26 protein-coding genes are annotated in these 26,262 nt (G+C 70.4%); 15 read left to right on the top strand and 11 right to left on the bottom strand.

The annotated features are described in order from the left end of the window. Positions 1-28 precede the first annotated feature (28 nt). Complete coding sequence (locus DS837_RS23270; RefSeq protein ID WP_149166914.1) at positions 29-1,810, top strand: SLC13 family permease; 1,782 nt, start codon at positions 29-31, stop codon at positions 1,808-1,810. A gap of 25 nt (positions 1,811-1,835) precedes the next feature. On the opposite strand, the gene DS837_RS23265 is transcribed toward DS837_RS23270, so the two are convergent. Then, positions 1,836-2,660: an aldo/keto reductase gene (locus DS837_RS23265; RefSeq protein ID WP_149166913.1), complete on the bottom strand. Its 825-nt coding sequence runs from the start codon at positions 2,658-2,660 to the stop codon at positions 1,836-1,838. Positions 2,661-2,700: 40 nt separating this feature from the next. Beyond that, complete coding sequence (locus DS837_RS23260; RefSeq protein WP_149166912.1) at positions 2,701-3,894, bottom strand: MFS transporter; 1,194 nt, start codon at positions 3,892-3,894, stop codon at positions 2,701-2,703. Between the two features lie 129 nt (positions 3,895-4,023). Between DS837_RS23260 and DS837_RS23255 the strand changes: the two genes are divergently transcribed. From DS837_RS23255 to DS837_RS23225, 6 genes are all read left to right on the top strand, one after another. Next, the gene (locus DS837_RS23255) at positions 4,024-4,923 is read left to right on the top strand and encodes a LysR substrate-binding domain-containing protein (RefSeq protein WP_149166911.1); all 900 of its coding nucleotides are present in this window, start codon (positions 4,024-4,026) and stop codon (positions 4,921-4,923) included. Between the two features lie 57 nt (positions 4,924-4,980). Then, the gene (locus DS837_RS23250) at positions 4,981-5,457 is read left to right on the top strand and encodes a MarR family winged helix-turn-helix transcriptional regulator (protein ID WP_149166910.1); all 477 of its coding nucleotides are present in this window, start codon (positions 4,981-4,983) and stop codon (positions 5,455-5,457) included. Between the two features lie 281 nt (positions 5,458-5,738). After that, on the top strand, positions 5,739-6,644 hold the full coding sequence (locus tag DS837_RS23245) for an efflux RND transporter periplasmic adaptor subunit (protein WP_149166909.1): 906 nt from the start codon (positions 5,739-5,741) through the stop codon (positions 6,642-6,644). Next, positions 6,641-8,698, top strand: coding sequence for an FUSC family protein (locus DS837_RS23240; RefSeq protein ID WP_149166908.1), 2,058 nt, complete (start codon positions 6,641-6,643; stop codon positions 8,696-8,698). The genes DS837_RS23245 and DS837_RS23240 overlap by 4 nt, the downstream gene beginning before the upstream one ends. Next, positions 8,695-8,901, top strand: coding sequence for a DUF1656 domain-containing protein (locus DS837_RS23235; RefSeq protein ID WP_014198238.1), 207 nt, complete (start codon positions 8,695-8,697; stop codon positions 8,899-8,901). Before DS837_RS23240 ends, DS837_RS23235 begins: the two co-directional genes overlap by 4 nt. 389 nt (positions 8,902-9,290) lie before the next feature. Continuing rightward, the gene (locus DS837_RS23225; protein WP_035678364.1) at positions 9,291-9,524 is read left to right on the top strand and encodes a hypothetical protein; all 234 of its coding nucleotides are present in this window, start codon (positions 9,291-9,293) and stop codon (positions 9,522-9,524) included. Here DS837_RS23225 and DS837_RS23220 read toward each other — a convergent pair. Continuing rightward, the gene (locus DS837_RS23220) at positions 9,515-10,279 is read right to left on the bottom strand and encodes a glycosyltransferase family 2 protein (protein ID WP_149166906.1); all 765 of its coding nucleotides are present in this window, start codon (positions 10,277-10,279) and stop codon (positions 9,515-9,517) included. The genes DS837_RS23225 and DS837_RS23220 overlap by 10 nt on opposite strands. Positions 10,280-10,362: 83 nt before the next feature. Between DS837_RS23220 and DS837_RS23215 the strand changes: the two genes are divergently transcribed. Continuing rightward, entirely contained in the window at positions 10,363-12,036 is a 1,674-nt protein-coding gene (locus DS837_RS23215; RefSeq protein ID WP_149166905.1) for a tetratricopeptide repeat protein, read from the top strand. 1 nt (position 12,037) lies between these two features. On the opposite strand, the gene DS837_RS23210 is transcribed toward DS837_RS23215, so the two are convergent. From DS837_RS23210 to DS837_RS23200, 3 genes are all read right to left on the bottom strand, one after another. After that, positions 12,038-12,283: a hypothetical protein gene (locus tag DS837_RS23210; RefSeq protein ID WP_149166904.1), complete on the bottom strand. Its 246-nt coding sequence runs from the start codon at positions 12,281-12,283 to the stop codon at positions 12,038-12,040. A 114-nt stretch (positions 12,284-12,397) separates the two neighbouring features. Further along, a complete protein-coding gene (locus DS837_RS23205) occupies positions 12,398-14,560 on the bottom strand; it encodes an O-linked N-acetylglucosamine transferase family protein (protein ID WP_149166903.1) in 2,163 nt (720 codons plus the stop codon). Positions 14,561-14,619: 59 nt separating this feature from the next. Next, the gene (locus DS837_RS23200) at positions 14,620-15,153 is read right to left on the bottom strand and encodes an RT0821/Lpp0805 family surface protein (RefSeq protein ID WP_149166902.1); all 534 of its coding nucleotides are present in this window, start codon (positions 15,151-15,153) and stop codon (positions 14,620-14,622) included. Between the two features lie 152 nt (positions 15,154-15,305). Here DS837_RS23200 and DS837_RS23195 point away from each other — a divergent pair, with 152 nt between their 5' ends. The 3 genes from DS837_RS23195 (at position 15,306) to DS837_RS23185 (ending at position 18,695) form a co-directional block, all read left to right on the top strand. Beyond that, positions 15,306-16,922 (top strand): acyl-CoA synthetase, encoded by a 1,617-nt coding sequence (locus DS837_RS23195; protein ID WP_149166901.1) that lies wholly within the window; start codon positions 15,306-15,308, stop codon positions 16,920-16,922. 250 nt (positions 16,923-17,172) lie between these two features. Next, complete coding sequence (locus tag DS837_RS23190; protein ID WP_149166900.1) at positions 17,173-17,916, top strand: sulfite exporter TauE/SafE family protein; 744 nt, start codon at positions 17,173-17,175, stop codon at positions 17,914-17,916. A gap of 74 nt (positions 17,917-17,990) precedes the next feature. Beyond that, positions 17,991-18,695, top strand: a complete 705-nt coding sequence (locus tag DS837_RS23185; RefSeq protein WP_145629512.1) for an ABC transporter ATP-binding protein — start codon at positions 17,991-17,993, stop codon at positions 18,693-18,695. A gap of 6 nt (positions 18,696-18,701) precedes the next feature. On the opposite strand, the gene DS837_RS23180 is transcribed toward DS837_RS23185, so the two are convergent. Together DS837_RS23180 and DS837_RS23175 are read right to left on the bottom strand one after the other, a co-directional pair. Then, complete coding sequence (locus DS837_RS23180) at positions 18,702-18,980, bottom strand: GNAT family N-acetyltransferase (protein WP_149166899.1); 279 nt, start codon at positions 18,978-18,980, stop codon at positions 18,702-18,704. Positions 18,981-19,023: 43 nt separating this feature from the next. Next, positions 19,024-19,656, bottom strand: a complete 633-nt coding sequence (locus DS837_RS23175) for a trimeric intracellular cation channel family protein (RefSeq protein ID WP_035678407.1) — start codon at positions 19,654-19,656, stop codon at positions 19,024-19,026. A 169-nt stretch (positions 19,657-19,825) separates the two neighbouring features. On the opposite strand from DS837_RS23175, the gene DS837_RS23170 reads away from it, so the two are divergent. Continuing rightward, positions 19,826-20,524: a pirin family protein gene (locus tag DS837_RS23170; protein ID WP_149166898.1), complete on the top strand. Its 699-nt coding sequence runs from the start codon at positions 19,826-19,828 to the stop codon at positions 20,522-20,524. 228 nt (positions 20,525-20,752) lie between these two features. Here the strand turns inward: DS837_RS23170 and DS837_RS23165 are convergent, their stop codons facing one another. The 3 genes from DS837_RS23165 to DS837_RS23155 are packed head-to-tail and all read right to left on the bottom strand — an operon-like array spanning position 20,753 to position 22,651. Then, positions 20,753-21,313, bottom strand: coding sequence for a hypothetical protein (locus tag DS837_RS23165; protein WP_149166897.1), 561 nt, complete (start codon positions 21,311-21,313; stop codon positions 20,753-20,755). Between the two features lie 58 nt (positions 21,314-21,371). After that, positions 21,372-21,797, bottom strand: a complete 426-nt coding sequence (locus DS837_RS23160; RefSeq protein ID WP_149166896.1) for a hypothetical protein — start codon at positions 21,795-21,797, stop codon at positions 21,372-21,374. Positions 21,798-21,811: 14 nt separating this feature from the next. Beyond that, entirely contained in the window at positions 21,812-22,651 is an 840-nt protein-coding gene (locus DS837_RS23155; protein ID WP_149166895.1) for a TIGR02587 family membrane protein, read from the bottom strand. A gap of 173 nt (positions 22,652-22,824) precedes the next feature. Between DS837_RS23155 and DS837_RS23150 the strand changes: the two genes are divergently transcribed. The 3 genes from DS837_RS23150 to cueR all read left to right on the top strand — a co-directional run bounded on the left by DS837_RS23150 (position 22,825) and on the right by cueR (position 26,153). Next, positions 22,825-23,031 (top strand): heavy-metal-associated domain-containing protein, encoded by a 207-nt coding sequence (locus DS837_RS23150; RefSeq protein ID WP_149166894.1) that lies wholly within the window; start codon positions 22,825-22,827, stop codon positions 23,029-23,031. 300 nt (positions 23,032-23,331) lie between these two features. Continuing rightward, on the top strand, positions 23,332-25,728 hold the full coding sequence (locus DS837_RS23145; RefSeq protein ID WP_149166893.1) for a heavy metal translocating P-type ATPase: 2,397 nt from the start codon (positions 23,332-23,334) through the stop codon (positions 25,726-25,728). Then, positions 25,725-26,153 (top strand): Cu(I)-responsive transcriptional regulator, encoded by a 429-nt coding sequence (gene cueR / locus DS837_RS23140; RefSeq protein WP_149166892.1) that lies wholly within the window; start codon positions 25,725-25,727, stop codon positions 26,151-26,153. The genes DS837_RS23145 and cueR overlap by 4 nt, the downstream gene beginning before the upstream one ends. The last annotated feature ends 109 nt before the right edge of the window (positions 26,154-26,262 follow it).

Genomic DNA, 26,262 nt, shown 5'->3' with positions numbered 1-26,262 from the left:
GCATCAACAATCCCCAAAATAGGGCTGCATGACGCTCGACCAGGGACTCGCCTTCGGCATCATCGGCGCGGTGATCGCGCTGCTGATCTGGGACAAGCTGCGCTACGATCTCGTCGCCATGCTGGCGCTGCTGGCGGCGGTGGCCGTCGGGATCGTCAAGCCAAAGGACGCTTTCGCCGGCTTTTCCGACGACATCGTCATCATCGTCGGCTCCGCGCTGGTGGTCAGCGCGGCGGTCGGCCGCTCCGGGATCATCGAGGAGGTGATGCGCCCCCTCGGCGCCCGCATGAAGACCGTGCCGGCGCAGATCATCGTGCTGACCGGGGCGGTGACGCTGCTGTCCGCGGTGGTCAAGAACATCGGGGCGCTCGCCATCTTCATGCCCATCGCCATGCAGGTGGCGCGGCGCAACGGGACGAAGGTGTCGTTGCTGCTGATGCCCATGGCCTTCGGCTCGCTGCTGGGCGGGCTGATGACGCTGGTCGGCACCTCCCCCAACATCATCGTCAGCCGCCTGCGCAACGAGATGGTCGGCGAACCCTTCGGCATGTTCGATTTCACGCCGGTCGGGCTGACCATCGCGGTGGCGGGGGTGGCCTTCCTGACGGTCGGCTACCGCCTGCTGCCCACCGGTCGCCAGGCGGCCTCGGGCAGCGCCGGGGGCTTCTCCATCGACGACTACACGGCGGAGGCGCTGCTGCCGGAGAAGTCGCCCTTCGTCGGCAAGACGGTGGCCGACCTGGAGGCCTACGGCGAGGGCGACGTGACCGTCGCCGCGATCATCCGCGGGCGGCACCGCCGCCACATCCCGTCCGGCCACTGGGTGCTGCTGGCGGGCGACGTGCTGGTGCTGGAGGCCGACACCCAGGCGCTGGGCGACCTCGTGAAGCACGCCGGCCTGGAACTGATGCACGAGAAGGAGCTGGAAGGGGTACAGAGCGACGAGGATCTGGCGGTTCTCGAAGCGGTGGTGGAGCCGCGCTCCCCCCTGATCGGCAGCAACGTGGAGGATGTCGAGCTGCGCGAGCGCTACGGCGCCAACCTGCTGGCGCTCAGCCGGCGCGGCCGGCCGATCCGCCAGCGGCTGCGCCGCGTCCGCTTCCAGCCGGGCGATCTGGTGGTGCTCCAGGCGCGGGCGGCGGGGCTGTCGGACACGCTGAACGAACTCGGCTGCCTGCCACTGGCGGAGCGCAACCTGTCCATCGGGCGGCGGCGCAAGCGGCGCATCGCGCTGGCCGTGATGGCGGTGACCATCGGGCTGGTGGCGACCAGCCTCGTCCCGGTGGCGCTGGCCTTCTTCGGTGCGGCGGTCGCCATGACGGCGCTGCGGGTGATCACGCTGAAAGAGGCCTACGAGTCGATCGAGTGGCCGATCCTGGTGCTGCTGGGCGCCCTGATCCCGGTCAGCGAGGCGCTGCGCACCACCGGCGGGACGGAGCTGATCGCCGGCTGGCTGTCCGTCGCCGCCCAGGGATTGCCGCCCATTGGCGCGCTGGCCATGATGCTGGTCGCGGCGATGGCGGTGACGCCCTTCCTGAACAATGCCGCTACCGTGCTGGTGATGGCCCCCATCGCCGCCAGCCTCGCCAACCATCTGGGCCTGCGGCCCGACGCCTTCCTGATGGCGGTGGCCGTGGGGGCGGGCTGTGACTTCCTCACCCCCATCGGGCACCAGTGCAACACGCTGGTCATGGGGCCGGGCGGCTACCGCTTCAGCGACTACGCGCGCCTCGGCCTGCCGCTGTCGTTGATCGTCATCGTGCTGGGCACGACGGCGATCGCGCTGTTCTGGCCCCTGATGCCGCGATAGCCCCGGGCGTCAGTAACCCCAAACGTCAATCCCAGGCGGGCGCCAGACCGTCCGGGCTGACGATCCGTCCGTCGGGGCGGGCGAGGCCATGGATGGCCGCCATGTCCGCCTCCGACAGCGCGAAGTCGAAGACGGCGAGATTCTCGGCGGCGCGCTTTTCGCCGACCGTCTTCGACAGGGCGATCACACCCTCCTGCTGAACCAGCCAGCGCAGGACCACTTGGGCGGCACTCCTGCCCAGCCGGGCGGCGATCTCGGTCAGCACCGGGTCCTTGAACACCTTGCCGTCGGCCATGGCGTAATAGGCGGTGACCGACTGGCCGTGGCGGCGCGCCGCCTCCAGCATCACCGACTGGTCGAGATAGGGGTGGTATTCGATCTGGTTGGTCACGATGGGCGCCGTGCTGAGGCGCACGGACTCGTCCAGCAGCGTCCGGTTGAAGTTGCTGACGCCGATGTGGCGGGTCTTGCCGGCGGCCTGGACGGCGTTCAGCGCCTCGATCTGCTCGGCAAGCGGAACGGCCTCGTTCGGCCAGTGGAGCAGCAGCAGGTCCACGTAGTCGGTCCGCAGCTTCGCCAGGCTCTCGTCCACCGAGCGGCGGAAGTCGTCGGCCTTGTAGTTGCTGACCCAGACCTTGGTGGTCAGGAAGACCTCGCCGCGCGGCAGGCCGGACGCCTTGATGGCCTCGCCGACCTCGCTCTCGTTGCCGTAGATCTGCGCGGTGTCGATGTGGCGGAAGCCGAGTTTCAGGACCTCCGGCACCATGCGCAGCACGTCGGGGCCGCTCATGCGGAAGGTGCCGAAGCCGAGGGCGGGGATGGAGGCGCCGTTGGCGGTGACGTTGTGCATCGGTCTCGATCCTCTCGAATGCCGAGTTTTTCTCAGTGTATCAGGCAGATTGCGCGATGGCGGCGCCGTGGCGCCCGTCCTTGCGGTCGAGCGCGCCGCTGAGCAGGGTCAGCGCCAGCCCACCCAGCACGAACAGCCCACCCACCCACGGCGTTGCCGCGAGGCCGAGCGCGCTGTCCACCACCCGCCCGCCGAAGAAGGCGCCGGCGGCGATGCCCAGGTTGAAGGCGGCGATGTTCAGGGCCGAGGCGACGTCCACCGCGCCCGGCGCGTGGCGTTGCGCCAGCTGCACGACGTAGAGCTGGAGCCCCGGCACGTTGGCGAAGGCCAGCGCGCCCATGCCGGCCAGGGTGACCAGCGCCGGGACCGGGCTGGAGGCGGTGAAGGTGAAGACGATCAGCACGGCGGCCTGAAGGGCGAACAGCCACGCCAGCGCGCGGACCGGATTGCGGTTGGCGAGCTTGCCGCCCACCATGTTGCCGACCGCGATGGCGGCGCCGTAGAGCACCAGGACGAGGCTGACCGTGCCGCTGGAGAAGCCGGTGATCGTCTCCAGGATCGGCGCCAGATAGGTGAAGGCGACGAAGGTCCCGCCATAGCCGAGCGCCGTGATCGCGAAGGCCAGCAGCAGGCGCGGCTTGGCCAGCACGCGGACCTGGGTGCCGAGGCCGGCGGCGGGCGGCTGGCTGAGCTTCGCCGGGACCAGAGCCGTGACGCCCAGCGCGCCGATCACGCCCAGCGCCGAGACCGCCAGGAAGGTGGCGCGCCAGCCGAAATTCTGGCCGATCCAGGTGCCCATCGGCACGCCGGTAACGATGGCGATGGTCAGGCCGGAGAACATCATGGCGATGGCCGAGGCGCGCTTGTCCTCGGGCACGAGGTCGGCGGCGATGGTCGCGCCGACCGAGAAGAACACGCCGTGCGCGAAGGCGCTGAGCACGCGGGCGGCCAGCAGCGTCTCGTAATTGGGGCTGACCCCGGCCAGCAGGTTGCCGGCGATGAAGAGGCCCATCAGGCCGAGCAGCAGCGGCTTGCGCCGCAGCCGGCCGGTCAGCGCGGTCAGGACCGGGGCGCCGACGGTGACCCCCAGGGCGTAGACGCTGACCACCATGCCGGCCATCGGCAGGCTGACGTTGAGGTCGGTGGCGACGGTCGGCAGCAGGCCGACGATGACGAATTCCGTCGTCCCGATGGCGTAGGCGCTGATCGCCAGCGCCAGCAGTGCGAGTGGCATGACTGAAGGCTCCATCCATGCGAGCTGTGCAGGACGCATCAGATGAGCCAAAAATCCGGGATGCGGAATGCCGTCCGTTTTCGCATGATCGTGTCATTCAATGACAAGATGGGCGAAAGGGCACACCCGATGAGCGACAGCCGCGCCTGGGACATGAGGGTCTTCCTGCGCGTCGCCGCGCTCGGCAGCTTCAGCGCCGCCGGGCGGGAGGTCGGCATGACCTCGTCCTCCACCGCCAAGCTGGTGACCCGGCTGGAGGAGCGGCTCGGTGTGCGGCTGGTCGAACGCTCCACCCGCCGGCTGCGCCTGACCGCGGAGGGGGAGCTGTACCGCGAGCGGGCGGAAAGCCTGCTGGGCGACCTCGACGCCATGGAGGCGGAGGTGGCGGGCGGCGCCCGCTCGCCCACCGGCCTGATCCGCATCAGCGTGTCGGTGCCCTTCGGGCGGCACTGCCTGCTGCCGCTGCTGCCCGACTTCACGCGGGCCTATCCCGGCATCCGTCTGGACCTGACCCTGACCGACGAGGTGGTGGACCTTTACGCGGCGCGGACCGACGTGGCCTTCCGCGCCGGGCGGCTGTCCGACTCGGCGCTGCTGGCGGTGCGGCTGGGCGACGTGCGGCGGCGCATCGTGGCCTCGCCGGACTATCTGGAGCGCAAGGGCACGCCGCTGAGCGCCGCCGACCTGGAGCGCCACGACTGCCTGGGCTTCAACTTCCGCCGCGCCGCCGCGGTCTGGCCGCTGAAGTCCGGCGGGCGGCTGGTCGACCGTGAGATCGACACGCGCATCGTCGCCAACAACGGCGAGACGGTGCGCCACATGGCCCTGCTCGGCCTCGGGCTGGCCCGGCTGGCCGAGTATCACATCCGTACCGACCTCGCCGCCGGGCGGCTGGTCAGCGTGCTCGACGACGTGCTGGTCGACCGCGAGGAGATCCACGCCGTCTACACCGGGCGGGAACGGGTGCCGCACCGGGTCCGCGCCTTCCTTGATCACATGACGCCGCGGATGCGCGCATGCCTGCAATGACCGAGCAGCGGCGTGGGGCGTCTTGCCAAAGATAGATAGCAAAACTATTAAATAGGCATGCAATCGAATGACCCGTCCATCCCCGCTCCCACCCCCGCCCCGGACTTTCCGTCCAACTTCGGCATCCACCTGTTCCGCGCCGCCCATCTGTGGCGGCGGGAAGCGAACAAGGTGCTGGCGGAGAGCGGCTTTTCCTCCTCCGTCATCTCGCCGCTGATGCTTCTGAACGAACTCGGCGACGGGATGCGCCAGCGCGAGCTGGCCGAGGAGATGGGGGTGGAGGGGCCGTCGCTGGTCCGGCTGCTCGACAGCCTGGAGGCCGCGAAGCTGGTCGAACGCCGGGAGGCCCCGGACGACCGGCGGGCCAAGACGCTGCACCTGACGGACCAGGGCCGCGACCTGCTGGCCCGCGTGAACGCCGCGCTGAACGACGTGCGCCGCCGCCTGCTCCAGGGCGCCTCCGGTCCGGAGATCGCCGGCGCGGTGCGCGTCATGGCGGCGATCGAGTCGAACGCCCGAGCCATGAAGGGCTGACGGCGGTTTATGGCAATGGAATCCCCTCTCCCGCCCCGGGAGAGGGAAGGGGCCCGCGCCACAGGCGTGGGAAGGGTGAGGGTGCCGCCAAGGATCAGCGCCACGATCCTTGTGCGACCCTCACCCGCTCTCGGCGGACCGAAGGTCCGCCTGCCGCGTCAGCGCTGGCTTTCAGCCAGCGCGAGAGCCCGCTGCGCGGGCACCCTCTCCCGGGGCGGGAGAGGGTTGGACACCGAACGATCGCTCCCGGCCGCGCCGGTGGAGCGCAAGGACGAACCACGGTGAAACTCTTCTCCCTCCTCATTCGGATCACGGTCACGCTCGCCGTCACGCTGGGCGCCGTCGGCGGCGGCTGGTGGCTGTGGGATTACTACATGAACCAGCCCTGGACCCGCGATGGGCGGGTGCGGGCCGACGTGGTACAGGTGTCCTCCGACGTTGCCGGGCTGGTGACCGAGGTGCGGGTCACCGACAACCAGGTGGTCCGCAAGGGCGACGTCCTGTTCGTCGTGGACCCCAGCCGCTACCGCCTCGCCGTCGATCAGGCCGACGCCAACCTGGAAAGCGCCCGTGCCGAGCTGTCCTTCCGCAAGGCCGAGGCCGACCGCTACGCGCAGCTCGGCAACAACGTCGTCTCCACCGCCCAGCGGCAGGAGGTCGCTGCCGCCCAGGCGAAGGCCGCCGCCGCCGCCCGCCAGATGGAGGCGGCGCTCGACCTCGCCCGCTTCAACCTGGAGCGGACGGAGGTCCGGGCGACGGTGGACGGCTTCGTCACCAACCTCCAGCTCAAGGCTGGCAACTATGTGACGGCGGGCCAGCCGGTGGTCGCGGTGATCGACCGCCATTCCTTCTACGTCGTCGGCTATTTCGAAGAGACCAAGCTGCCGCGCATCCGCGTCGGCGATCCGGTCCGCGTCACCATCATGGGCGAGTCGGAGCGGCTGACCGGCCGGGTGGACAGCGTGACCCACGCCATCGTCGACCGTGACCGCACCGAAGGCACCGGCCTGCTGCCCAACGTCAACCCGACCTTCAACTGGGTCCGTCTGGCCCAGCGCATCCCCGTGCGCGTCGCGCTGGAGCAGATCCCCGACCCCCGCGACCTCGTCGCCGGGCGCACCGTGACCGTCGAGGTGGTGCCGGAGACGGAGCAGGGAGCGCCCGCCAAGCGGGTGGCCGGGCAATGAAGACTCCTGCTTTCAAGCTGTTCTCGCTGAGCGAGGCGCTGTTCTCGGTCAAGGCCTTCGCGGCGGCCATGGCGGCGCTCTACATCGCCTTCTCCATGGGGTTGCCGCGGCCCTTCTGGGCGATGGCGACCGCCTACATCGTCTCCGGCCCGCTGTCGGGCGCGGTGCGGTCGAAGGCGGTCTTCCGCGTCGCCGGGACGGTGCTGGGCTGCGCCGGGGCCATCGCCCTGGTGCCGGCGCTCGCCGACTCGCCGGAGCTGCTGACCCTGGCGCTGGGGCTGTGGGTGGCGGTCTGCCTGTTCATCTCGCTGCTCGACCGCACGCCGCGCAGCTATCTGTTCATGCTGGCCGGCTACACCATCGGCCTGATCGGCTTTCCCGCGGTGACCGACCCCTCGACCATCTTCGACACCGGTCTGGCCCGCGTCGAGGAGATCCTGATCGGCATCCTCTGCGCCACCGTGGTGCACAGCGTGGTCTTCCCGCAGAGCGTCGGGCCGGCGCTGCTCGGCCGTCTGGACGCCACGCTGCGCGACGCGGAGCGCTGGACACGCGAGGCCCTGTCCGGCAAAGCCGAATCCGGCGGAGACCGGCAGAAGCTGGCCCGCGACATCACCGAGCTGCGCGTCATGGCGACCCATCTGCCCTACGACACGTCGGAGGTGCGCTGGATGACGCGGGCGGTGCGGGCGATGCAGGACCGCATGGCCTATCTGCTGCCGCTGACCGCCGGCATCGAGGATCGGCTGGACGTTCTGCGCGGCGAGCTGCCCGCCGAGGTTTCGACGCTGCTGGCCGATCTGGATCGCTGGGTGGCCGGCGAATCGGTTGAGGGTGGGGCCGACCGTCTGCGCGCGGAGATCGCCCGGCTGTCCCCGGCCATCGGCGAGGGCACCGGCTGGAAGGAGGCGACGCTTCTCAACCTGCTGACCCGGCTGCGCTCGCTGGTGGACATCCATCAGGACTGCCGCGACCTGCGGGCGCACATCCGCGACGGTAAGAGCAGCCTGCCGGAGCGTCTCGACCCGCTGACCCGCCGCCGCTCGCGCGACGTCTTTCATCTCGATGCCGGCATGGCGCTGTGGTCGGGCTTCGCGGCGCTGCTCGGGATCGCGGTGGTCTGCGCCTTCTGGATCGGCACCGGCTGGTCGTCGGGATCGGCGGCGGCGATGATGACGGCGGTCTTCTGCTGCTTCTTCGCTTCGCTGGACGATCCGGCACCGGGCATCCGGCTGTTCCTGGTCTTCACCCTGCTGTCGGTGCCGCTGGCCGCCTTCTACCTGCTGGTCATCCTGCCGTCCTTCGACAGCTTCCCCATGCTGGTGCTGGGCCTCGCCCCGACCTTCCTGACGCTGGGCGTCTTCGTGGCGCGGCCGGCGACCATGGGCAAGGCGATGGCGCTGCTGATGGGGGTGGTCGGCTCGCTCAGCCTGCTCGACCTCGGGACGGGGGATTTCGCCTCCTTCCTGAACAGCACCGTCGCGCAGGTGGTGGGCATCGCCACGGCGCTTCTGGTCACCCAGCTTTGCCGCTCGGTCGGCGCGGCGTGGAGCGCCCGGCGCCTGCTTCGCGCCGGCTGGAGCGAGATCGCGGCGATGACCGCCGCCCGTTCCGGCATTCCGGTGGGCAGCTTCGAGAACCGGATGCTCGACCGCGTCGGGCTGCTGTCCTCCCGTCTGGCGCTGGCCGGTCCGCAGCAGGATCTGGCGGCGGCGGACGCGGTGAACGACCTGCGCGTCGGGCTGAACGTGGCGGAACTGCAGCGCGCCCGCCGCGCGCTGGGCGGCCCGGCGGCGCCCCATGTGGCGCGGCTGCTGGGCGCCGTGGGGCAGCATTTCCGCGGCCTGTCCAGCCGCCGGCTCGGCACGCCCCCGGCGGAGGTCCTGCCGATGATGGACGCGGCCCTGTCCAACCTGTCGGCCGAGCCGCGGTCGGCGGAGCGCGACCGGGCGGTGATCGCGCTGGCCGGCCTGCGCCGCGCGCTGTTCCCGCACCTGACCTTCGCCGCCCCCGACCCCTCCAGCGAATCGCTCCGCGAGCCGGTGACCGCATGATCGGCGAAATCGACATCTACGGGCTGTTCATCCCCCCGCTGCTGATCCTGGCCATCGCGGCCTGGTTCGTCTCGGGCCTGCTGCGGCGGGGCTTGCGCGCGGTGGGATTCTACGGCTGGGTCTGGCACCCGCCGCTGTTCGATCTGGCGCTCTACGTGCTGGTGCTGAGTGCGCTGACGGCGCTGACCGCGTGGTTGAGGTGAAGGGGAGAAGGCGGGTCGGGGCGCTTATTGTTATGGACTTCCCTCCGACGCCCCGAACCACCTAATCCCATCCAAACCGTAAGGTTTAGAGACGTATCGGTTACCGCTGATATAACAGTTTGTCAAGCGATGGGGTGGGGGGAACAGCAGGGCGTCCAGCGCTCATTCCCTCTCCCGTCCCGGGAGAGGGTGGCGCCGAAGGCGCCGGGTGAGGGTCGTGCTAGGATCAAACCACCGATCCTTGGCGGTACCCTCACCCTTCCCACGCTTCGCGCGGGCCCCTTCCCTCTCCCGAGGCGGGAGAGGGTGTATGGAACGCCGCGCGACAATGATTGGACCGTTCCGGCGCCACCTTGTCGATGGGGCGGCATTTGCTGTAGACATTCAGCATGGTTGAAACGCGACGCACCGGTGACCGCTCCAACGAACCGATCCGCTCCGAGGTCGGGGGCGGGCGAGTCGCGTCGCCCGGCGCGGTCGGCGTCCGCAACCGGGCGGAGCAGGTCGGCGGCGGGCGCCAGCGCATCCCCAGCGTCCGCGAACTGGCCAGCCTGCTGGTTAACGGCATTCTGACACTGCCGCGCAATTACCGCCGCGGCATGTATCTCGACGTTCAAGTCTGACCCACGCCACCCGCCGTGTAAGCCGCGATTTCCGGTCCGAACAGGCGCTCCAGCAGCAGGGGCGGCAATTCGTACTGCGGCAGGCACAGGCTGGTGCTGCGGGCGTGCAGGGTGTGCAGCACCAGCCCCTCGGTGTCCGGGAGAGCGGCGACGCGAAAGCGCTCCTGCGCGCTCTTCATGAAGGGTGCGTCCTCGCAGGCGTTGACCGGCGGGAAGCGCACCGCCTCCCACACCGACCGCCGGTAGGCGTAGGAGAAGCCGTAGCCCAGCCGGTTGTCGTCGGAGGGCGGTGTCTCCGGCGCTTCCACATAGCTGCGGGTCGTCCGGCCCCAACGGTGATGAGAGCCGCCGCGCGCCGTGTCCCAATAGCCGAAGGTGCCGTGCACCGCGCTATGCAGGAACCAGCCGGACAGGGTGACCGCGTCGTGGCCCGCCTCCAACCAGCCGAGCAGCCGCTCCACATAGTGGGGCGCGTAGAAGTCGTCGTCGTCGAAATGGACGATGATCTCGCCGCGCGCGTGCTCGGCCAGGATGTTGCGCTTCTCCCCGATGGCGTGGCGGCGCGGCGCATAGAAATACTTCAGCCGCGGTCCGGCGAGCGGCTGGAGATAGGCGGACGGGCGCGGGCTGTCGTCGAACACCAGCCATTCGATGTCGGGGACGGTCTGCGACAGGACGCGGGCATGGCACAGCGGCAGGACGTCCTCCCGTCCCCAGCTTGGTGTGATGACGCTGACGAGCGGCCGGTCGGCCATGGTCTCTCCTTAAACAACGGGCGACGCCCCCGAACCGCTGCACCGCATGGACTCCAGCCCGGCGGCGCGTGTAGACAGGCGTCATGGTGACACTTCGGGATGCCCTGGCCGCCGCGGTCGGCCACCATCAGGCGGGCCGGCTGGACGCGGCCCGGCCCCTTTATCATAGCATCCTGCGCAGCCAGCCGGGCCATCCCGACGCGCTTCACCTGCTGGGCGTCCTGGAAAGCCAGAGCGGTCGCCCGGGCGCGGCCCTGCCGCTGCTGCGCCGCGCCGTGGCGCTGCTGCCCGGCGACGCCGATTTCCTCGGCAATCTGGCGCGGACCCTGCGCGCGGCGGGGCAGCCCGACGAAGCGGCGCGCGCCTTCGCCCGCACGGCGGCGCTCGACCCCACGGATGTCCAGGCCGCCTTCACGCTGGGCTCCTTGCGGCTGGAGCGCGGGGACGCGGCGGGTGCCGCGGCGGCCTTCGCCCAGGCGCTGGCCCGGCGCCCGGACTTCGCTGAGGCCCGCATCAACTGTGCCAACGCCCTGTCCGCGCTGGGCCGGCCGAAGGACGCGGCACGGCTGCGCCGGCAGGCGGTGGCCCTGGCGCCCGCCCATCCCGACGCGCTGCACAACGCCGCGGTGAGCGCGCTGGCCGACGCCGGGCTGGACCGTCCGCTGTCGCACGCCCGGCGCCTCGACCCGGAATTGGTGGAGCGCGCCGTCGGCGCCCTGGCTTACGCCCTGGCCGCCGACCCGCAGCACGGGGCGGCGGCGGACGCGCTGCTCGGGGCGGCGCTGGCGCTCGTCCAGGCCGGGCAGGCGCCGCCATGGCTGCTGGACCGCGCCGCCCGCACCGCCCTGACGGTCCTGCGCCGGAACCCACGCGACACGCGGGCGGCGGCCGTGGTCGCCTACCGCTTCTACCGTCGGGGGCGGACGGATCTCGCCAGTCGCTTCATGCGGCGCATCGCCCGGCGCTTCACGGCGGCGGAGGTGACGGCGGATTTCGAGCTGCGCCTGTGGTCGATGGTGCGGGCCGGGCGGTGGGCGCTGGACGGCCTCCCCGACGCCGATACCCTGCTCGGCGCCTTCCCCCCGCTGGAACTGCTGGCCGAGCCGCCGGCGGGGAGCGGACCGCTGCTGGCGGTGTCCTGCGACGACGGCTATTACCGGCGCTTCGCCACGGGTCTGCTCGACTCGGTGGAGGCGCAAGCAGGGAGCGTGGCGGTCCATGTCCATGTGGTGAACCCCTCGCCGGAGACCCTGGCCGACCTCGCCCGGCGGCGGGAGCGCCTGCCGCTGGGCACCAGCCGGGAAGAGGTGGACTTCACGGGCTGGGACGACCATCGCCGCACCACCTACTACGCCTGCATCCGCTTCCTGCGCTGGCACCAGCTCATGACGCGCTGGGGGCGGCCCCTGCTGCATCTGGACGCCGATTGCACGCTGGCCGGGAGCCTGGATACGCTGGCGGCATCGCTGGAGAGGGCCGACACCGGGCTGCTGCGCGATGCCCGCTGGCGCGGCCCGACACGCGAGATCACCGTCTGCTTCGCGGCGTTCCAGCCGACCCCGCGGGGGCGGGCGTTTCTGGCGCTGACCGCGGCCTACATCGGGGCCTTTTTGCGGGAGAGGCGCGGCTTCTGGATGCTGGATCAGGCAGCGCCCTTCGCGGTGCTCGATGCACTGCAGCGGCAGGAGGAAAGCCTGCGGGTGCGCTGGTTCGACGTTCTGGACTTCCCCTGGGTCCGCTTCATCGGGGAAAAGTGAGTCAACAGGGAAGCCGGGCGCAGCGTCCATCCGGGCAGTCCCGGCAGCATTGCCCGCAGATGTCGTCAAGATCCACGGCGATGCCGTGCCGCTTGAGAACGCCCTGGGCATAGGCGGTGTAGAGGCGCGCCAGAGCCCGCCGGTTGGCGGCGACCGTCTTGGCGGTCAGCGCTTCCGGTGCCAGCATCGCGGCGATGGCTTGCTCCACGTCCTCGATGGCCGTGCGGACAGCCGAAAGGTTCAGCATCCAGGACCCCCTGGGCGTCACGACCCTTGATGAATCTGATATACAACATGTGACGAAAAATTAGTGTCCAAACAACCCCTAATTTTGGATTTGGGGCTGTCCTATCCGGAAAGGCTAGCCGCCTCTCGTCAAATCCCGCAGTGACGTCGCCAACGCCTCGGCCAGGCTCCGCCCGTCGCAAAGCGGCCCGGCCGTCATGCGCGTGCGCAGGGTCCGGCGCAGCGTCGCCAACCGATCCGTGTTGGCCGCCCAGCCGGCGGCGAGGTCCACATAGTCCGCCGGGTCGCGGGCGACGCAGCCTTCGACTCCCGCCACGCTCAGGAAAGCCAGGGAGTGGCGGCTGGAGAAGGTCTCGCCGGGCAGGGTGACGACCGGTACGCCCATCCACAGCGTCTCCAGCGTCGTCGTGCTGCCGGCGAAGGGGAAGGGGTCCAGCGCCACGTCGACGCGGGCGCACCAGCCCATATGCTCGCGGCTGGCGGTCGCCCCGGCCAGGATCAGCCGCTCCGGCGCGATGCCCGCCGCGGCCAGCCGTCCGCGCCATTGGGCGGCGGTTTCGGGGCAGGACAGCGCCTTGGTCTTCAGCAGCAGGCGCGACTCGGGGATACGGGCGAGCAGGGCGGCCCAGGTGGCGAGGACCTCGTCGGTCAGCTTGGTCAGGATGTTGAAGACGCCGAAGGTGACCGGTTGGCCGGTCAGGCAGGGCGGCGGGCCGGGCTCCGGCGCGTCCGGCGGCGGGTCGTAGGCGATGAAGGCGCCGGGCATGCGCAGGATGCGCTCGCTGTAGAAGCGCTCCGCCCCCTCCGGCACGTGATGGGCGTCAGCGACCAGCGCGTCCATGGCGGCGAGCCCGGTGGTCGCCATGTAGCCGGACCAAGCGACCTGCACCGGTGCCGGCTTGCGCGCGAAGACGCCCAACCGCCCACGGGCGTTGTGCCCGGCGAGGTCGATCAGCGCGTCCAACCGGTCGTTCCGGATCAATGTTGCAAGTTCAGCGTCGGTCCGGTCGGCGACCGGCACCCAGCGCGCCGTGGCGGCGCGGAAGCGGTCGGTGAGGTCGTCCGCCTCCATCTGGTTGGCGTAAAGGGTCAGCTCGACGCCGAACTCCGGCAGTGCCTCCACCGCCCGTACGGCGAACTGGCCCGCCGGGTGGCGGCGGAAGTCGCCGGACAGGATGCCGACGCGCAGCGGACGGGCGTCGTCTCGTACCATTGGCGCGTGCGGCGCCCACTCGGACCGCAACGGCGCGCCGTGCACGGCGTCCCAGCCGCGGTGCGCCTCCAGCACGCGGGCCAGCGTCACGCCGGGCCGGAACAGCTCCAGATAGGCGAGGTTGGAGCGTACCTCCGCAAGATCAGGCCGCAATGCCAGCGCGCGGCGGTAGCCGGCCGCCGCGCCGTCCAGGTCGCCCTGCGTCTGGCGCACCAGCGCGAGGTTCGCGTAGGCCTCCGCCAAGTCGGGGCACAGGGCGGCGGCACGGGCGTAGGCGCGGCCGGCCCCGGCCAGACGGTTGCGCTTTTGCAGCGCGTCGCCCCGGCGCAGCGCGGCCGCCGCGAAGTCCGGGCGCGCGGATTCGGCGCGGCGGGCCGCCCGCTCGGCGTCGGCGGGGGCGTCGATGGCCAGCAAGGCGGCGGACAGGTTGGCGAGCGCCGTGGCGTGGTCGGGGCGCAGCGCCAGGGCGCGGTGCAAGGCTCCCTGCGCTTCCACCGCCCGGCCGCGTTGCAACATCAGCGAGGCGCGGTTGGCGTGCGCCTCCCCAAATCCGGGATCGTCGGCCAGGGCGGCGCGGAAGGCATCGTCCGCTTCGTCCGGCCGGCCGAGCGCCGTCAGCGTGTTGCCGAGGTTGAAGCGCGCCCGCGCGTAGCCGGGGCGCAGCGCGGCGGCCTGCCGGTAGGCGTCCGCGGCCTCCTCCAGCCGGCCCAGCGTGTCGAGTGCGTTGCCGAGGTTGTAGTGGGCCTGCGCGAAGGCCGGGCGCCGGTGGATTGCCGCGCGGTGGGCTTCCGCCGCCTCCGCGGCCCGGTCCAGGGCGCGCAGGGCGCTGCCGAGGTTGTCGTGATAGTCGGCGACGGTCGCATCGGCGCGGATGGCGGCGCGGATGCGCGGCTCGGCCTCCGCCGGTTGTCCGGCCTGGAGGTAGACGACGCCCAGCAGGTGCAGCGCGTCGGGATGGTCGGGCAGCGTGTCGAGGACGGCCTGATAGCCGGCGGCGGCCTGCGCCAGCCGGCCGGCCTGATGGTGGGCCAGCGCCGCGGCCAGCACGTCCTTGATCGTCGCCATGCCCGACTGTCTAGAGCATTTCCCCGCTTGGTTGAAGGCGCATGGTCGAAGGGGCCGCCTCAGCTCACCATGCGCCAGCTTCCGTCCGCTTGGCGGCAGGCGGTGCCGTAGCCCTGCTGAAGCTGCCCGCCGACCACGATGCTGGTCTGGAACTCCCGGCACAACTCGCCATAAGGGCCGGTGCCGTCGCGGGTCGGGGTGTAGCTCCCCCAGTTGCCGGTCTGCGGGTTGTTCCACTGCACGGTCGCACCGGTCGGCGCCATGTAGGCCTGTCCCGCCGCCTGCTGCGCGTACATCAGGTCGGCGCGGTCCATCGACTGGCCCGCGGCGTTGCCAAGCGCGGCGCCGAGCAGCGTGCCGATGCCGACCGCCACCAGCTTGCCCGTGCCGCCGCCGAAGCGCGACCCGGCGAGGCCGCCGGCCACGCCGCCGAGCAGCGTCCCCGCCGTCGCCTTGTTGCCATAGCCGGGGGCGTAGCCGCTCCCATAGGCGCCGTAACCGGGGCCATAGCCATAGGGGCTGGCGCAGCCGGCCAGCAGGCCCACGGACAGAACAACCGCAACGATCCCCTTGGCCTTCATCTCGAACCCCACGGAACGGAACCTGTGTTCATGAACCCTGTGTCGATGAACATGGCAGCCCCGCAAACTATTCCGTCCGCGTGACGGACCGCCGCCGTTGCCCCTATGATGAAACCAAATGGCCGCGGTCAAGCGGCCGGCAAGAACCTGTCGGGAGGAAAAGCATGCTGCCGGAAGCGGACAGCTACGAGGGCCTGCGCGACCGTTTCGTCTGGTCGGTGCCGGAGCGTTACAACATCGGCGTGGACGTCTGCGACAAGTGGGCGGCGTGCGATCCTGAGCGCACCGCCCTCATCCACAAGCGCCGCGACGGCGCGGTGGAGACCTACAGCTTCGCCGACATCCGCCGCCTGTCGAACCGCCTCGCCAACGCGCTGGCCGCCCATGGGGTGGCGCGCGGCGACCGGGTGGGCATCCTGCTGCCCCAGGCGCCGGAGACCGCGGTCAGCCACGTCGCCGTCTACAAGATGGGCGGTGTCGCCGTCCCCCTCTTCTCGCTGTTCGGGGTGGAGGCGCTGGAATACCGGCTCGGCAACTGCGGGGCGCGGGCGGTGGTGACCGACGCCGTGGGCGCGGCCAAGATCGCCCAAATCCGCGACCGCCTGCCCGAACTGAAACTCGTTCTGCGCATCGACGAGGCCGGGGAGGGCGAGTTGGACTGGCACGCGCTGGTCGATGCGGCGTCGGAGGACTTCACCCCGGTGGACACGGCGGCGGACGACCCGGCGGTGATCATCTACACGTCCGGCACCACCGGCCAGCCCAAGGGCGCGCTGCACGCGCACCGGGTGCTGCTCGGCCATCTGCCGGGGGTGGAGATTTCCCACGACCTGTTCCCCCAGCCGGGCGACCGCATCTGGACCCCGGCGGACTGGGCGTGGATCGGCGGCCTGCTCGACGTGCTGATGCCCGCCTGGCACCATGGCGTGACCGTGGTCTCCCACCGCTTCGAGAAGTTCGACGCCGAGGAGGCCTTCCGCCTGATCGCCGATTTCCAGGTGCGCAACGCCTTCCTGCCGCCGACCGCGCTGAAGATGATGCGCGCGGTCAAGGACCCGCAGACGCGCTGGACCTACAGCATGCGCTCCGTCGCCAGCGGCGGCGAGACCTTGGGGGCGGAGCTTCTCGACTGGGGCCGCCAGACCTTCGGGCTGACCATCAACGAGTTCTATGGCCAGACCGAGTGCAACATGATCGTGTCCTCCTGCGCCATGGTCATGCCGCCCAAGCCCGGCGTTATGGGCCGCCCGGCGCCCGGCCACGACGTGGCGGTGATCGACGGTCGGGGCGACCGCCTTCCTCCCGGTGAGATCGGCCTGATCGCTGTGCACCGCCCGGACCCGGTGATGTTCCTGCAATACTGGAACAACCCGGAGGCCACCGCCGCGAAGTTCATCGGCGACTGGTTGGTCACCGGCGACCAGGGCGAGCTGGACGCGGACGGCTACATCCGCTTCGTCGGGCGGGACGACGACGTCATCACCTCGGCGGGCTACCGCATCGGTCCCGGCGAGATCGAGGACTGCCTGATCGGCCACCCCGCCGTCCGCATGGCCGCCGTGGTCGGCGTGCCCGACCCCTTGCGCACCGAGATCGTGAAAGCCTTCATCGTCCTCCAGGACGGCGTGCGCCCCAGCGACGCACTGGCGGCGGAGATCCAGGCCCATGTGAAGACGCGGCTGGCCGCCCACGAATACCCGCGTGCCGTGGAGTTCGTGGACAGCCTGCCGATGACGACCACGGGCAAGATCATTCGCCGTGAGTTGAGGGGGCGGGGGTAACGTTCCAAACCCCTCTCCCGTCCCGGGAGAGGGAGGGACCCGCCGCACAGCGGCGGGAGGGTGAGGGTACGGCCGAGAATACGGTATTGATCCTCGTGTGACCCTCACCCGGCTCTCAGCGGATGCCATGGGCATCCGCCTGTCGCCGTCAGCGCTGGCTTTCAGCCAGCGCGAAAGGCGCCTTCGGCGCCACCCTCTCCCGAGGCGGGAGAGGGACGAAAAACAACAAGAAAAGACAACGACCCGAACGATGGTGACGACATCCCTGCTCCTGCTCGCCGCGGCCTTCCTGGCCGGGGCGATGAACGCGGTCGCCGGTGGCGGCAGCTTCCTCACTCTTCCCGCTCTGATCTACGCCGGGGTTCCGCCGGTGGCGGCGAACGCCACCGGCACGGTGGCGCTGCTGCCCGGCTACGCCAGCGGCGTCTACGGCTACCGCCACGACCTGGAGCCGGTGGGCGGGGTCGGGCTGGTCACGCTGTCGGTGGTCAGCCTGACCGGCGGGCTGATCGGGGCGGCACTGCTGCTGGTGACCCCGGATTCGGTGTTCCGCAGCATCGTGCCCTGGCTGCTGCTGGTCGCCACCGCGCTGTTCGCCTTCGGCGGCATGCTGGCGGCCCAGCTGCGGGCGGTGGGGCTGCACGGAACGGGGGCGATGCTCGCCACGCTGTTCGTTGTGTCGGTCTATGGCGGCTATTTCAACGGCGGCCTCGGCATCCTGCTGCTGGCCCAGCTGAGCCTGTTCGGGATGACCAACCTGAACGCCATGAACGCGCTGAAGAACCTGTTCTCCGCCGTGCTGACGGCCATCGCGGTCGCCGCCTACGCGGTCGGCGGGGCGGTGGAGTGGTCCTACGCCGCGCTGATGACCGTGGCGGCGGTGGCCGGCGGCTATGTCGGGGCGCGGGTCGGGCGCAAGGTCCCCTCGCGCATCCTGCGCGCGGGGATCATCGCCGTGGGCTTGGCGATGAGCGTCCTGTTCTTCCTGAAGTAAAAGCCGTTCGGTTCCGGCGGCGCCTGCGCTAAGGTGGCGGCCCTTCTCCCCAGGCCGCCACGACGCAAGACGCCATGCTGACCGTATCCGACCTCGACCTCTTCTACGGCGACGCCCAGGCGCTCGACGGCGTGTCCATCGCGGTGGCGGAGGGCACGACGACCGCCATCGTCGGCGCCAACGGGGCCGGCAAGACCTCGCTGATCCGCACCATCTCCGGCATCCTGAAGCCGGCCCGCGGCATCATCCGCTTCCGCGGCAAGGACATCGCCGGACTGCCCAGCCACGTCGTCTGCGACCTTGGCATCGGGCAGGTGGCGGAAGGGCGGCAGATCTTCCCGACGCTCAGCATCCGCGAGAATCTGGAGATGGGCGCCGTCATCCCGCGCGCCCGCGCCGGGGCGAAGGACACGTTCGAACGCGTGCTGACCCTCTTCCCCCGCCTGAACGAGCGGCTGGAGCAGGCCGCCGGCACCCTGTCGGGCGGCGAGCAGCAGATGCTGGCCATCGGGCGCTGCCTGATGGGCAAGCCCGACCTGATCATGTTCGACGAGCCGTCGCTCGGCCTGTCCCCGACCATGGTGCAGGAGCTGTTCCGCACCATCCGCGCGCTGGCCGCCGAGGGCATGACGATCATCCTGGTGGAGCAGAACGTCGCCGCCTCGCTGAAGTTGGCACAACGCGCCTATGTGCTGGAGAACGGGCGCGTCGTGCTGGCCGGCACGGGCGAGGAATTGCTGGCAGACCCCGCGGTGAAGCAGGCTTATTTGGGACTCTGACGGGGGTCAACGCGCCAGCAGGTCGTGATGCTCGCGGTGGCGGTGCATCCAGTTGGCGGCGTAGCCGCAGATCGGGACGATGGTCAGCCCCTCGGCGCGGGCGATGGCCATCACCCCCTCCAGCAGCCGCCCGGCGGCCCCGGTGCCGCGCAGGGACGGCGGCGCCTCCACATAGGGGATGTGCAGGATGGAGCCGCGGCGGCGGTAGGTCGCGAAGACCGTCTGGCCGTTCACGTCCAGTTCGAACCGGCTCATGGCCGGGTTGTCGGTCACGGATGTGCTCATGCGCGTTTCAACAGCCGAAGCCTGAGGTTGTTCACCGCGAATATTACGAACCGGGCGCGCGCGGCGCGCTCCAGCCGCGCAGCACGCTGACCACCCGCAGCAGGAAGGCCGCCGCCGCCCCGGCGATGGCGACCGGCGCCTTCGGCAGGTCCAGCATGGCCCCGGCGATGACGATCGCCGCACCCAGCAGGGCGGCCACCGCGTAGATCTCCTCGCGCAGCACGCGCGGCACCTCGGCCACCAGCACGTCGCGCACCAGCCCGCCGCCGCAGGCGGTCAGCACGCCCAGCAGGACCGCGGGCAGCGGGCCCAGCCCATAGGCCAGCGCCTTGCCGCAGCCGGCCACCGCGAAGATGCCCAGTCCGGCCGCGTCCAGCACCATCACCGGCTTGACCAGCCGGTTGATGAAGGGGTGGAAGAAGAAGGCGAACAGGCCCGAGGCCAGCGCCGTGATCAGGTACCGTTCGTCCTGCATGGTGGCCGGCGGGATCGCCCCGATCAGCAGGTCGCGCAGCACGCCGCCGGCCAGCGCCGTCACCAGCGCCAGCACCATCACGCCGAAGATGTCCAGACGGTGCCGCACGGCCAGCGTCCCTCCCGTCAGACCGAAGATGAAGATCCCGGTCAGGTCCATGGCGAGGAGGAGGGGCGAAACATCGGGTATGATGGCGGGCATGATGGCGGTCGGCGACGCTGGTTGAGGGGAGCCGGCATCATAGCTGTTTGTTGCGTCTCATGGAACAGATAAGCCGCAACTCCGGCAATTGTTGTTTCGCGGAAACGGGAGCACATTCCTCTCCAGACGAGGGGCCACAGGGCCTCGCACAAGACGAGGAGGAGCAGAGATGATCACGATCCGCAACCGCGACGAACGGGGTGCCGTCAACATGGGCTGGCTGAACAGCAAGCACAGCTTCTCGTTCGGCCATTACTACGACCCGGCCCATATGGGCTTCCGCGCGCTGCGCGTCATCAACGACGACCGCGTGATCCCCGGCGCCGGCTTTCCCACCCATGGGCACGCCGACATGGAGATCGTGTCCTACGTCCTGGACGGCGCGCTGGAGCACAAGGACACGCTGGGCACCAGCTCGGTCATCCGCCCCGGCGAGGTGCAGCGGATGAGCGCGGGGTCGGGCATCCGGCACAGCGAGTACAACGCGTCGAAGAAGGACCCGGCGCACTTCCTGCAGATCTGGATCCTGCCCAACGAGGAGGGGATGGTCCCCGGCTATGAGCAGAAGGCCTTCGAGCGGGAAGAGAAGCAGGGCCGCCTGCGGCTCGTCGGCTCCCAGGACGGGCGCGACGGCAGCGTGACCATCCACCAGGACGTGGACCTCTACGTCACGCTTCTGGACGAGGGCGACAGCGTGACCCACGAGCTGCGTCCGGGCCGCCACGCCTGGGTGCAGGTCGCCCGCGGTCAGGTCCGGCTGAACGGCACGGTCCTGAAGGAAGGTGACGGCGCCGCGATCAGCAAGGAGGAATCCCTGACGCTGGATGGCGTGGTCAGCGCCGAGGTCCTGCTGTTCGATCTGGCGTGAGGCATGAACCCCTCTCCCGCCCCGGGAGAGGGTGGCCCGGAGGGCCTCTCGCACTGGCCGAAGGCCAGCGCTGACGGCGTCAGGCGGATGCCAATGGCATCCGCTGAGAGCCGGGTGAGGGTCGTGCGAGGATTGATGCACTAATTCTCGGCGGTACCCTCCCCCTCCCGCCGCTCGCGCGGCGGGTCCCTCCCTCTCCCGGGGCGGGAGAGGGTATCTCGGGAATCTTCACATCCCCTGCGGTGCAGCGAGGCGGATGCCCATGCGGCGGGCCTCCAGCATGAAGGCGCGGGTCATCTGCACGAGATCCGTCCGCCAGTAGAGCTGCTCCAGCGGGTTGTCGAGGAAGTCCTCCGGCAGCATGGCGTAGCAGTAGGTCTCCACCACGCGGCGGTCGGGCTGCCAGGGGTCGGCGCCGTCGCGCCAGCCGATGGTCCAGCCGGCGTGGCCGGCGCCGATGGCCCAACGCTCGAAATGCGGGGAGATGGTGGCGCTGGCCACCGGATCAGCGACCGGCACCTGATAGATCGCCACGAAGCGGCGGACGTTCAATTGCAGCCGCATCACCAGCGATTCCTCGAAGGCGTCCACGCGGTACAGGCAGTCGGACGCCCCCTCGACGTGGCTGAAGCGCACCGCGGCCCGCCGTGCCGCCTCCAGCGTCAGGCCGGACGGCCGGTCGGCCAGCGGCGGCGATTCATAGTCCACGGCGCGCAGCGCTTCCACCATGTCGCCGGTCAGGAAAAGGCGGATGCGCTGCTGCGCCTCGTCGATGGTCAGGCGGGTCATCGCGGGGTCGGTGTCCTCTGTTTCCGGTTCCAGGACAACAGGCCGGGGCCCGCTTGGTTCAGGGCTCCACGTAGCCCAGCACGCGCAGCCGCAGCGCGTGCGCCCGCGGGTCGCGGTCGAAGAACAGCCCGCCCTTCTGTTCGGAGCCGGCGGGCACATAGTCGAACTCGGCCGCCACGGTTTCGAGCGCCTCGTCGCCTGCCATCAACTGACCCTCCACCTGGACCTTCGCGCCGGTCTTGCCGCCGTCGTTGGTGACCCGGATGTGGGCGAGCCAGCGCGGGCCGGCGGGAACCACCTCCTCCACCATGGCAGTGATCACCGGGGGGCCGTTGCCGCGGGTGATGCCCTCATAACCCAGCACCCCGACCGACCCCAGGAACAGCAAGAGCCCCAGCCCCGACGAGATCCAGGCCAGCCGCGACACCGACGCGCTGCCGTCCTCGTCCCTGGATTCGATGTCGTTTTCCCGGATGTCGGCCATCGGTGTCCCTCCCGTCACACGATCAGGCGGGCGGTGGCGGCGCCCAGCGCGCTGGGGAAGCCCAGAACCACCGTGGCGGTCACCAGCTCCATCATCGACAGCCCGGCGATCCGCTCGAAGGTCCACAGCAGATAGAGGCTGATGAGCAGGGCGATGCCGTAGCCGGCGACCGAGAAGCGCAGGAAGACGGACAGGAACCCGTCGTCCCCGGCGCTCTCCTGCCCGGCGAAGCCGACCGTGTAGACGAAGATGTGCAGCAGCCCCAGCGACAGCACCGCCAGCGCCACCGCGTGCCAGGGCGACATCTTGTAGGAGATCAGGATCATCTCCTCGGTCGGGGCGACGTTGAAGCCGACGAACAGCGCGCCCGCCCCCATCAGGAACAGTTCCCCCGGATAGCTGGAGCGGATGCGCCGCTCTTTGTCGGCGTCGTCCCGCTGGCCGAGCTGCTTGCGCGCCAGCATGGCGCCGATGCTGGCCGGCACGGACTGGAGCGCGATCTTGCCGATGATCTCCGGCAACGGCTGGTCCAGACGCACGATGGCGAAGACGGTCAGCAGCACCGCCGACATCAGGAAGCCGACGGCGAAGGCCGACAGCGCGTCGATCAGGTCGTCCTGCCAGCAGAAGGTTTCCTCGAACCCGGCGAAATAGGACAGGCCGAACAGCACCGGCAGGGTCACCAGAATGAACAGGGCCAGCCGGAGGCGGTCCATGTAGAAGCCCAACTCCCACATCTCCATGGTCATCAGCAAGGGCAGGGCGAAGATGATCGCCCCCGCCGACGCGCGGGCCAAAGCGCGGGCGAATTGAGCTTCGTCATGGAGAAAGCTGCGCTGGCGGGTGATGTCCATGGCCCATGAATGCGCGAGCGGAGCGGTTGGTTCCGGCGGTACCACGGCAGTGATGGGGGCAGTGATGGGGCAGTGATGGGGCAGTGATGGGAAGCAGCGAATTTCCTCTTGACCTTCCAATCGTTGGAAGGCCGAAGCTGACGGCAACACCACCTTCTGGGAAGGAGTTCGTCATGGTTGCGTTCAAGGTTCCCGGCATGACCTGCGGCGGTTGTGCCACCTCCGTCCGCCGCGCGCTCGGCGCCGTCGCCGGGGTCGAGGATGTGCAGATCGACTTGGACTCGAAGGACGTCCGCGTCAGCGGGACTCCCAGCGCCGACGCCTTGCGGACGGCCCTGGACAAGGCTGGTTTTGAAGCCGAAGGGCTTCCGGCCGCGTGATGGAAGCTCCAATTCCCCTCTCCCGTCCCGGGAGAGGGAAGGCGTGGGAAGGATGAGGGTATCGGCAAAGGGCCAGCGCCTCGATCCTCGAACGACCCTCACCCCGCTCTCGGCGGACCGAAGGTCCGCCTGCCGCGTCAGCGCTGGCTTTCAGCCAGCGCGAGAGCCCGCTTCGCGGGCACCCTCTCCCGGGGCGGGAGAGGGGATGACAGCCAAGGCTGGTGCAATAGGCGCCCTTGATCTTCCAGTCATTGGAAGCCTTATCGGAGGGTGCCGGTTGACGACGAAGAAAGGACGATCATGTCCGCCACCACCGACCTCGACATCGGCATTTCCGGCATGACCTGCGCCTCCTGCGTGGGGCGGGTGGAAAAGGCGCTGTCGCGTCTGCCGGGCGTCACCAATGTGTCGGTCAACCTCGCCACCGAGCGGGCGCGGGTCGCCTTCGCGGGCGATCCCGATCCGCGGGCGGTGGCGGAGGCCATCGAAAACGTCGGCTTCGAACCGCAGAGGCAGGCGTTCGACCTGACGGTTGGAGGAATGACCTGCGCCTCCTGCGTCGCCCGCGTCGAAAAGGCGCTGCTGCGCGTGCCGGGGGTGGAATCCGCCGCCGTCAACTTGGCGACGGAGCGGGCACACGTCACCGCCTATGCCGGGACGGTGGACGCTGGCCGGCTGGCCGAGGCCGTCGAGATGACCGGCTTCACCGCCGCCCCCGTCGCCGAGGCCGAGTCCGTAGCGGCGGCTGAGGACCCGGCGCGGGAGCGCGACCGCCGGGACCTCCACCATGTGCTGATCGCCGCCGCCCTGTCGGCGCCGCTGGTTCTCGGCATGGCGGGGGACCTGCTGGGGTTGAATCTGATGCTGCCGCCCTGGGCGCAGTTCCTGCTGGCGACGCCGGTGCAGTTCTGGCTGGGCTGGCGCTTCTACCGGGCCGGTTTCATGGCGGCGCGCGCCGGGTCCGGCAACATGGACCTGCTGGTGGCGCTCGGCACCTCGGCGGCCTGGGGGCTCAGCGTCTACATGATGCTGACGGCGCATCCGGGCCACACGCCGCACCTCTATTTCGAGGCGTCGGCGGTGCTGATCACCTTCGTGCTGCTCGGCAAGTGGCTGGAGGCCCGCGCCAAGGGCCGGACGGCGGCGGCGATCCGCGCGCTAATGCAGCTTCGCCCCGACACCGCCCGCGTCCGCCGCGACGGCGTCGAGACGGAACTGCCCATCGCCCAGGTGCGCGTCGGCGACCGTGTGGCGGTCCGCCCCGGTGAGCGCATCCCCGTGGACGGACGCGTGGTGGAGGGGACGGGCAGCGTGGACGAATCCATGCTGACCGGCGAGAGCCTGCCGGTGGAGAAGGCGCCGGGCTCCCGCGTCACCGGCGGCTCGATCAACGTGGACGGGCTGCTGCTGGTCGAGACGGTGGCGGTGGGCGCCGAGACGATGCTCGCCAAAATCGTCCGCATGGTCGAGGGCGCCCAGGCGTCCAAGGCGCCGATCCAGCGGCTGGTCGACAGGGTGGCGGCGGTCTTCGTGCCGGTGGTGCTGGGCATCGCCGTGGTGACGCTGGCCGGCTGGTGGATCGGCACCGGGAACGCGGAGACGGCGATCATCACGGCGGTGTCGGTCCTGGTCATCGCCTGCCCCTGCGCGCTGGGCCTCGCCACGCCGACCGCCATCATGGTCGGCACCGGGGCGGCGGCGCGTCACGGCATCCTGATCAAGGACGCGGAGGCGCTGGAGCGCGCCCACGCCATCACCGCCGTGGCCTTCGACAAGACCGGCACGCTGACCGAGGGCAAGCCCCGTGTCACCGATCTGGTGCCCGCGGATGGCTTCGACGACGCGGAGTTGCTGCGGCTGGCCGCGGCGCTCCAGTCCGGCAGCGAGCACCCGCTGGCCCGCGCCGTCCGCGACCGTGCGGCGGAACAGGGTATAGCGGCCACGACTCCGGAGGGCTTCAAGGCGCTGGCCGGGCGCGGCGTGTCGGCGACGGTGGAGGGCCGCGCCCTTCTGCTGGGCAGCAGGCGGCTGATCACGGAAAGCGGCCTGTCCGACGCAGGCCTGGAGTCGCGGGCGGCGGCGCTGGAAGCTGCGGGGCGCACTGTGTCCTGGCTGGCCGAAACGGCGCCGGAGCGGCGCGGTCTGGGCCTCGTCGCCTTCGGCGACACGGTGAAGGAGAGCGCCCGCGTCGCCGTCCGCTCCCTGAAGGCGCAGGGGGTGGAGACGGTGATGGTCACCGGCGACGGTGCCGGCGCCGCCCGCGCGGTGGCCGCCGACCTGGGCATCGACCGCGTCTTCGCCGAGGTGCTGCCGGATGGCAAGGCCGACGTAGTGGCGACGCTGAAGGCGGAGGGCAAGGTGGTGGGCATGGTCGGCGACGGCATCAACGACGCCCCGGCGCTGGCCGCCGCCGACGTCGGCATCGCCATGGCGACCGGCACCGACGTGGCGATGCACACCGCCGGGGTCACGCTGATGCGAGGCGATCCGGCCCTGGTCGCCGGTTCCATCGACGTGTCGCGCCGCACCTATTCCAAGATCCGCCAGGGACTGTTCTGGGCCTTCATCTACAATCTGGTCGGCATCCCGCTGGCGGCGTCGGGCCTGCTCAGCCCGGTGCTGGCCGGGGCGGCGATGGCGCTGAGTTCGGTCAGCGTCGTCCTGAACGCCCTGTCGCTGCGGGGGTGGAAGCCATGAACGCCGGCGGCATGACCATCGGCGACGCGGCGAAGGCGTCCGGCGTCAACGCCAAGCTGATCCGCTACTACGAGTCCATCGGCCTGATCCCCGAGGCCGGGCGGACGGCGGCGGGCTACCGCGTCTATTCGTCCAGCGACGTGAATGTCCTGCGTTTCGTCAAGCGGGCGCGGACGCTGGGCTTCAGCATCGAGCGCATCCAGATCCTGGTCGGGCTGTGGCAGGACCGCAGCCGTTCCAGCGCCGAGGTGAAGCGCGTGGCGCTCGACCATGTGGCGGAGCTGGAGGCCAAGATCGCCGAGCTGCGCGCGATGAGCGACACGCTGACGCATCTGGCGCACGCCTGCCACGGCGACGAGCGGCCGGATTGCCCGATCCTGCGGGATCTGGAGGAGGGTGGAGGGGGTTGTTGCCACGAGGACTGACCGTAATTCCACCTCACGAGCCCCCTCCCTAACCCTCCCCCGCTGCGCAGGGGAGGGAACAATCTCCCTCTCCTGCGCAGCGGGGGAGGGTTAGGGGCCCGCGGCGAAG

This window comes from Azospirillum brasilense (assembly GCF_008365405.1).
In the GTDB taxonomy this organism is placed as follows: domain Bacteria; phylum Pseudomonadota; class Alphaproteobacteria; order Azospirillales; family Azospirillaceae; genus Azospirillum; species Azospirillum brasilense_D.
The sequence above is the reverse complement of the archived record's forward strand: the minus strand, read 5'-3'. Positions and strand labels throughout refer to the sequence as shown.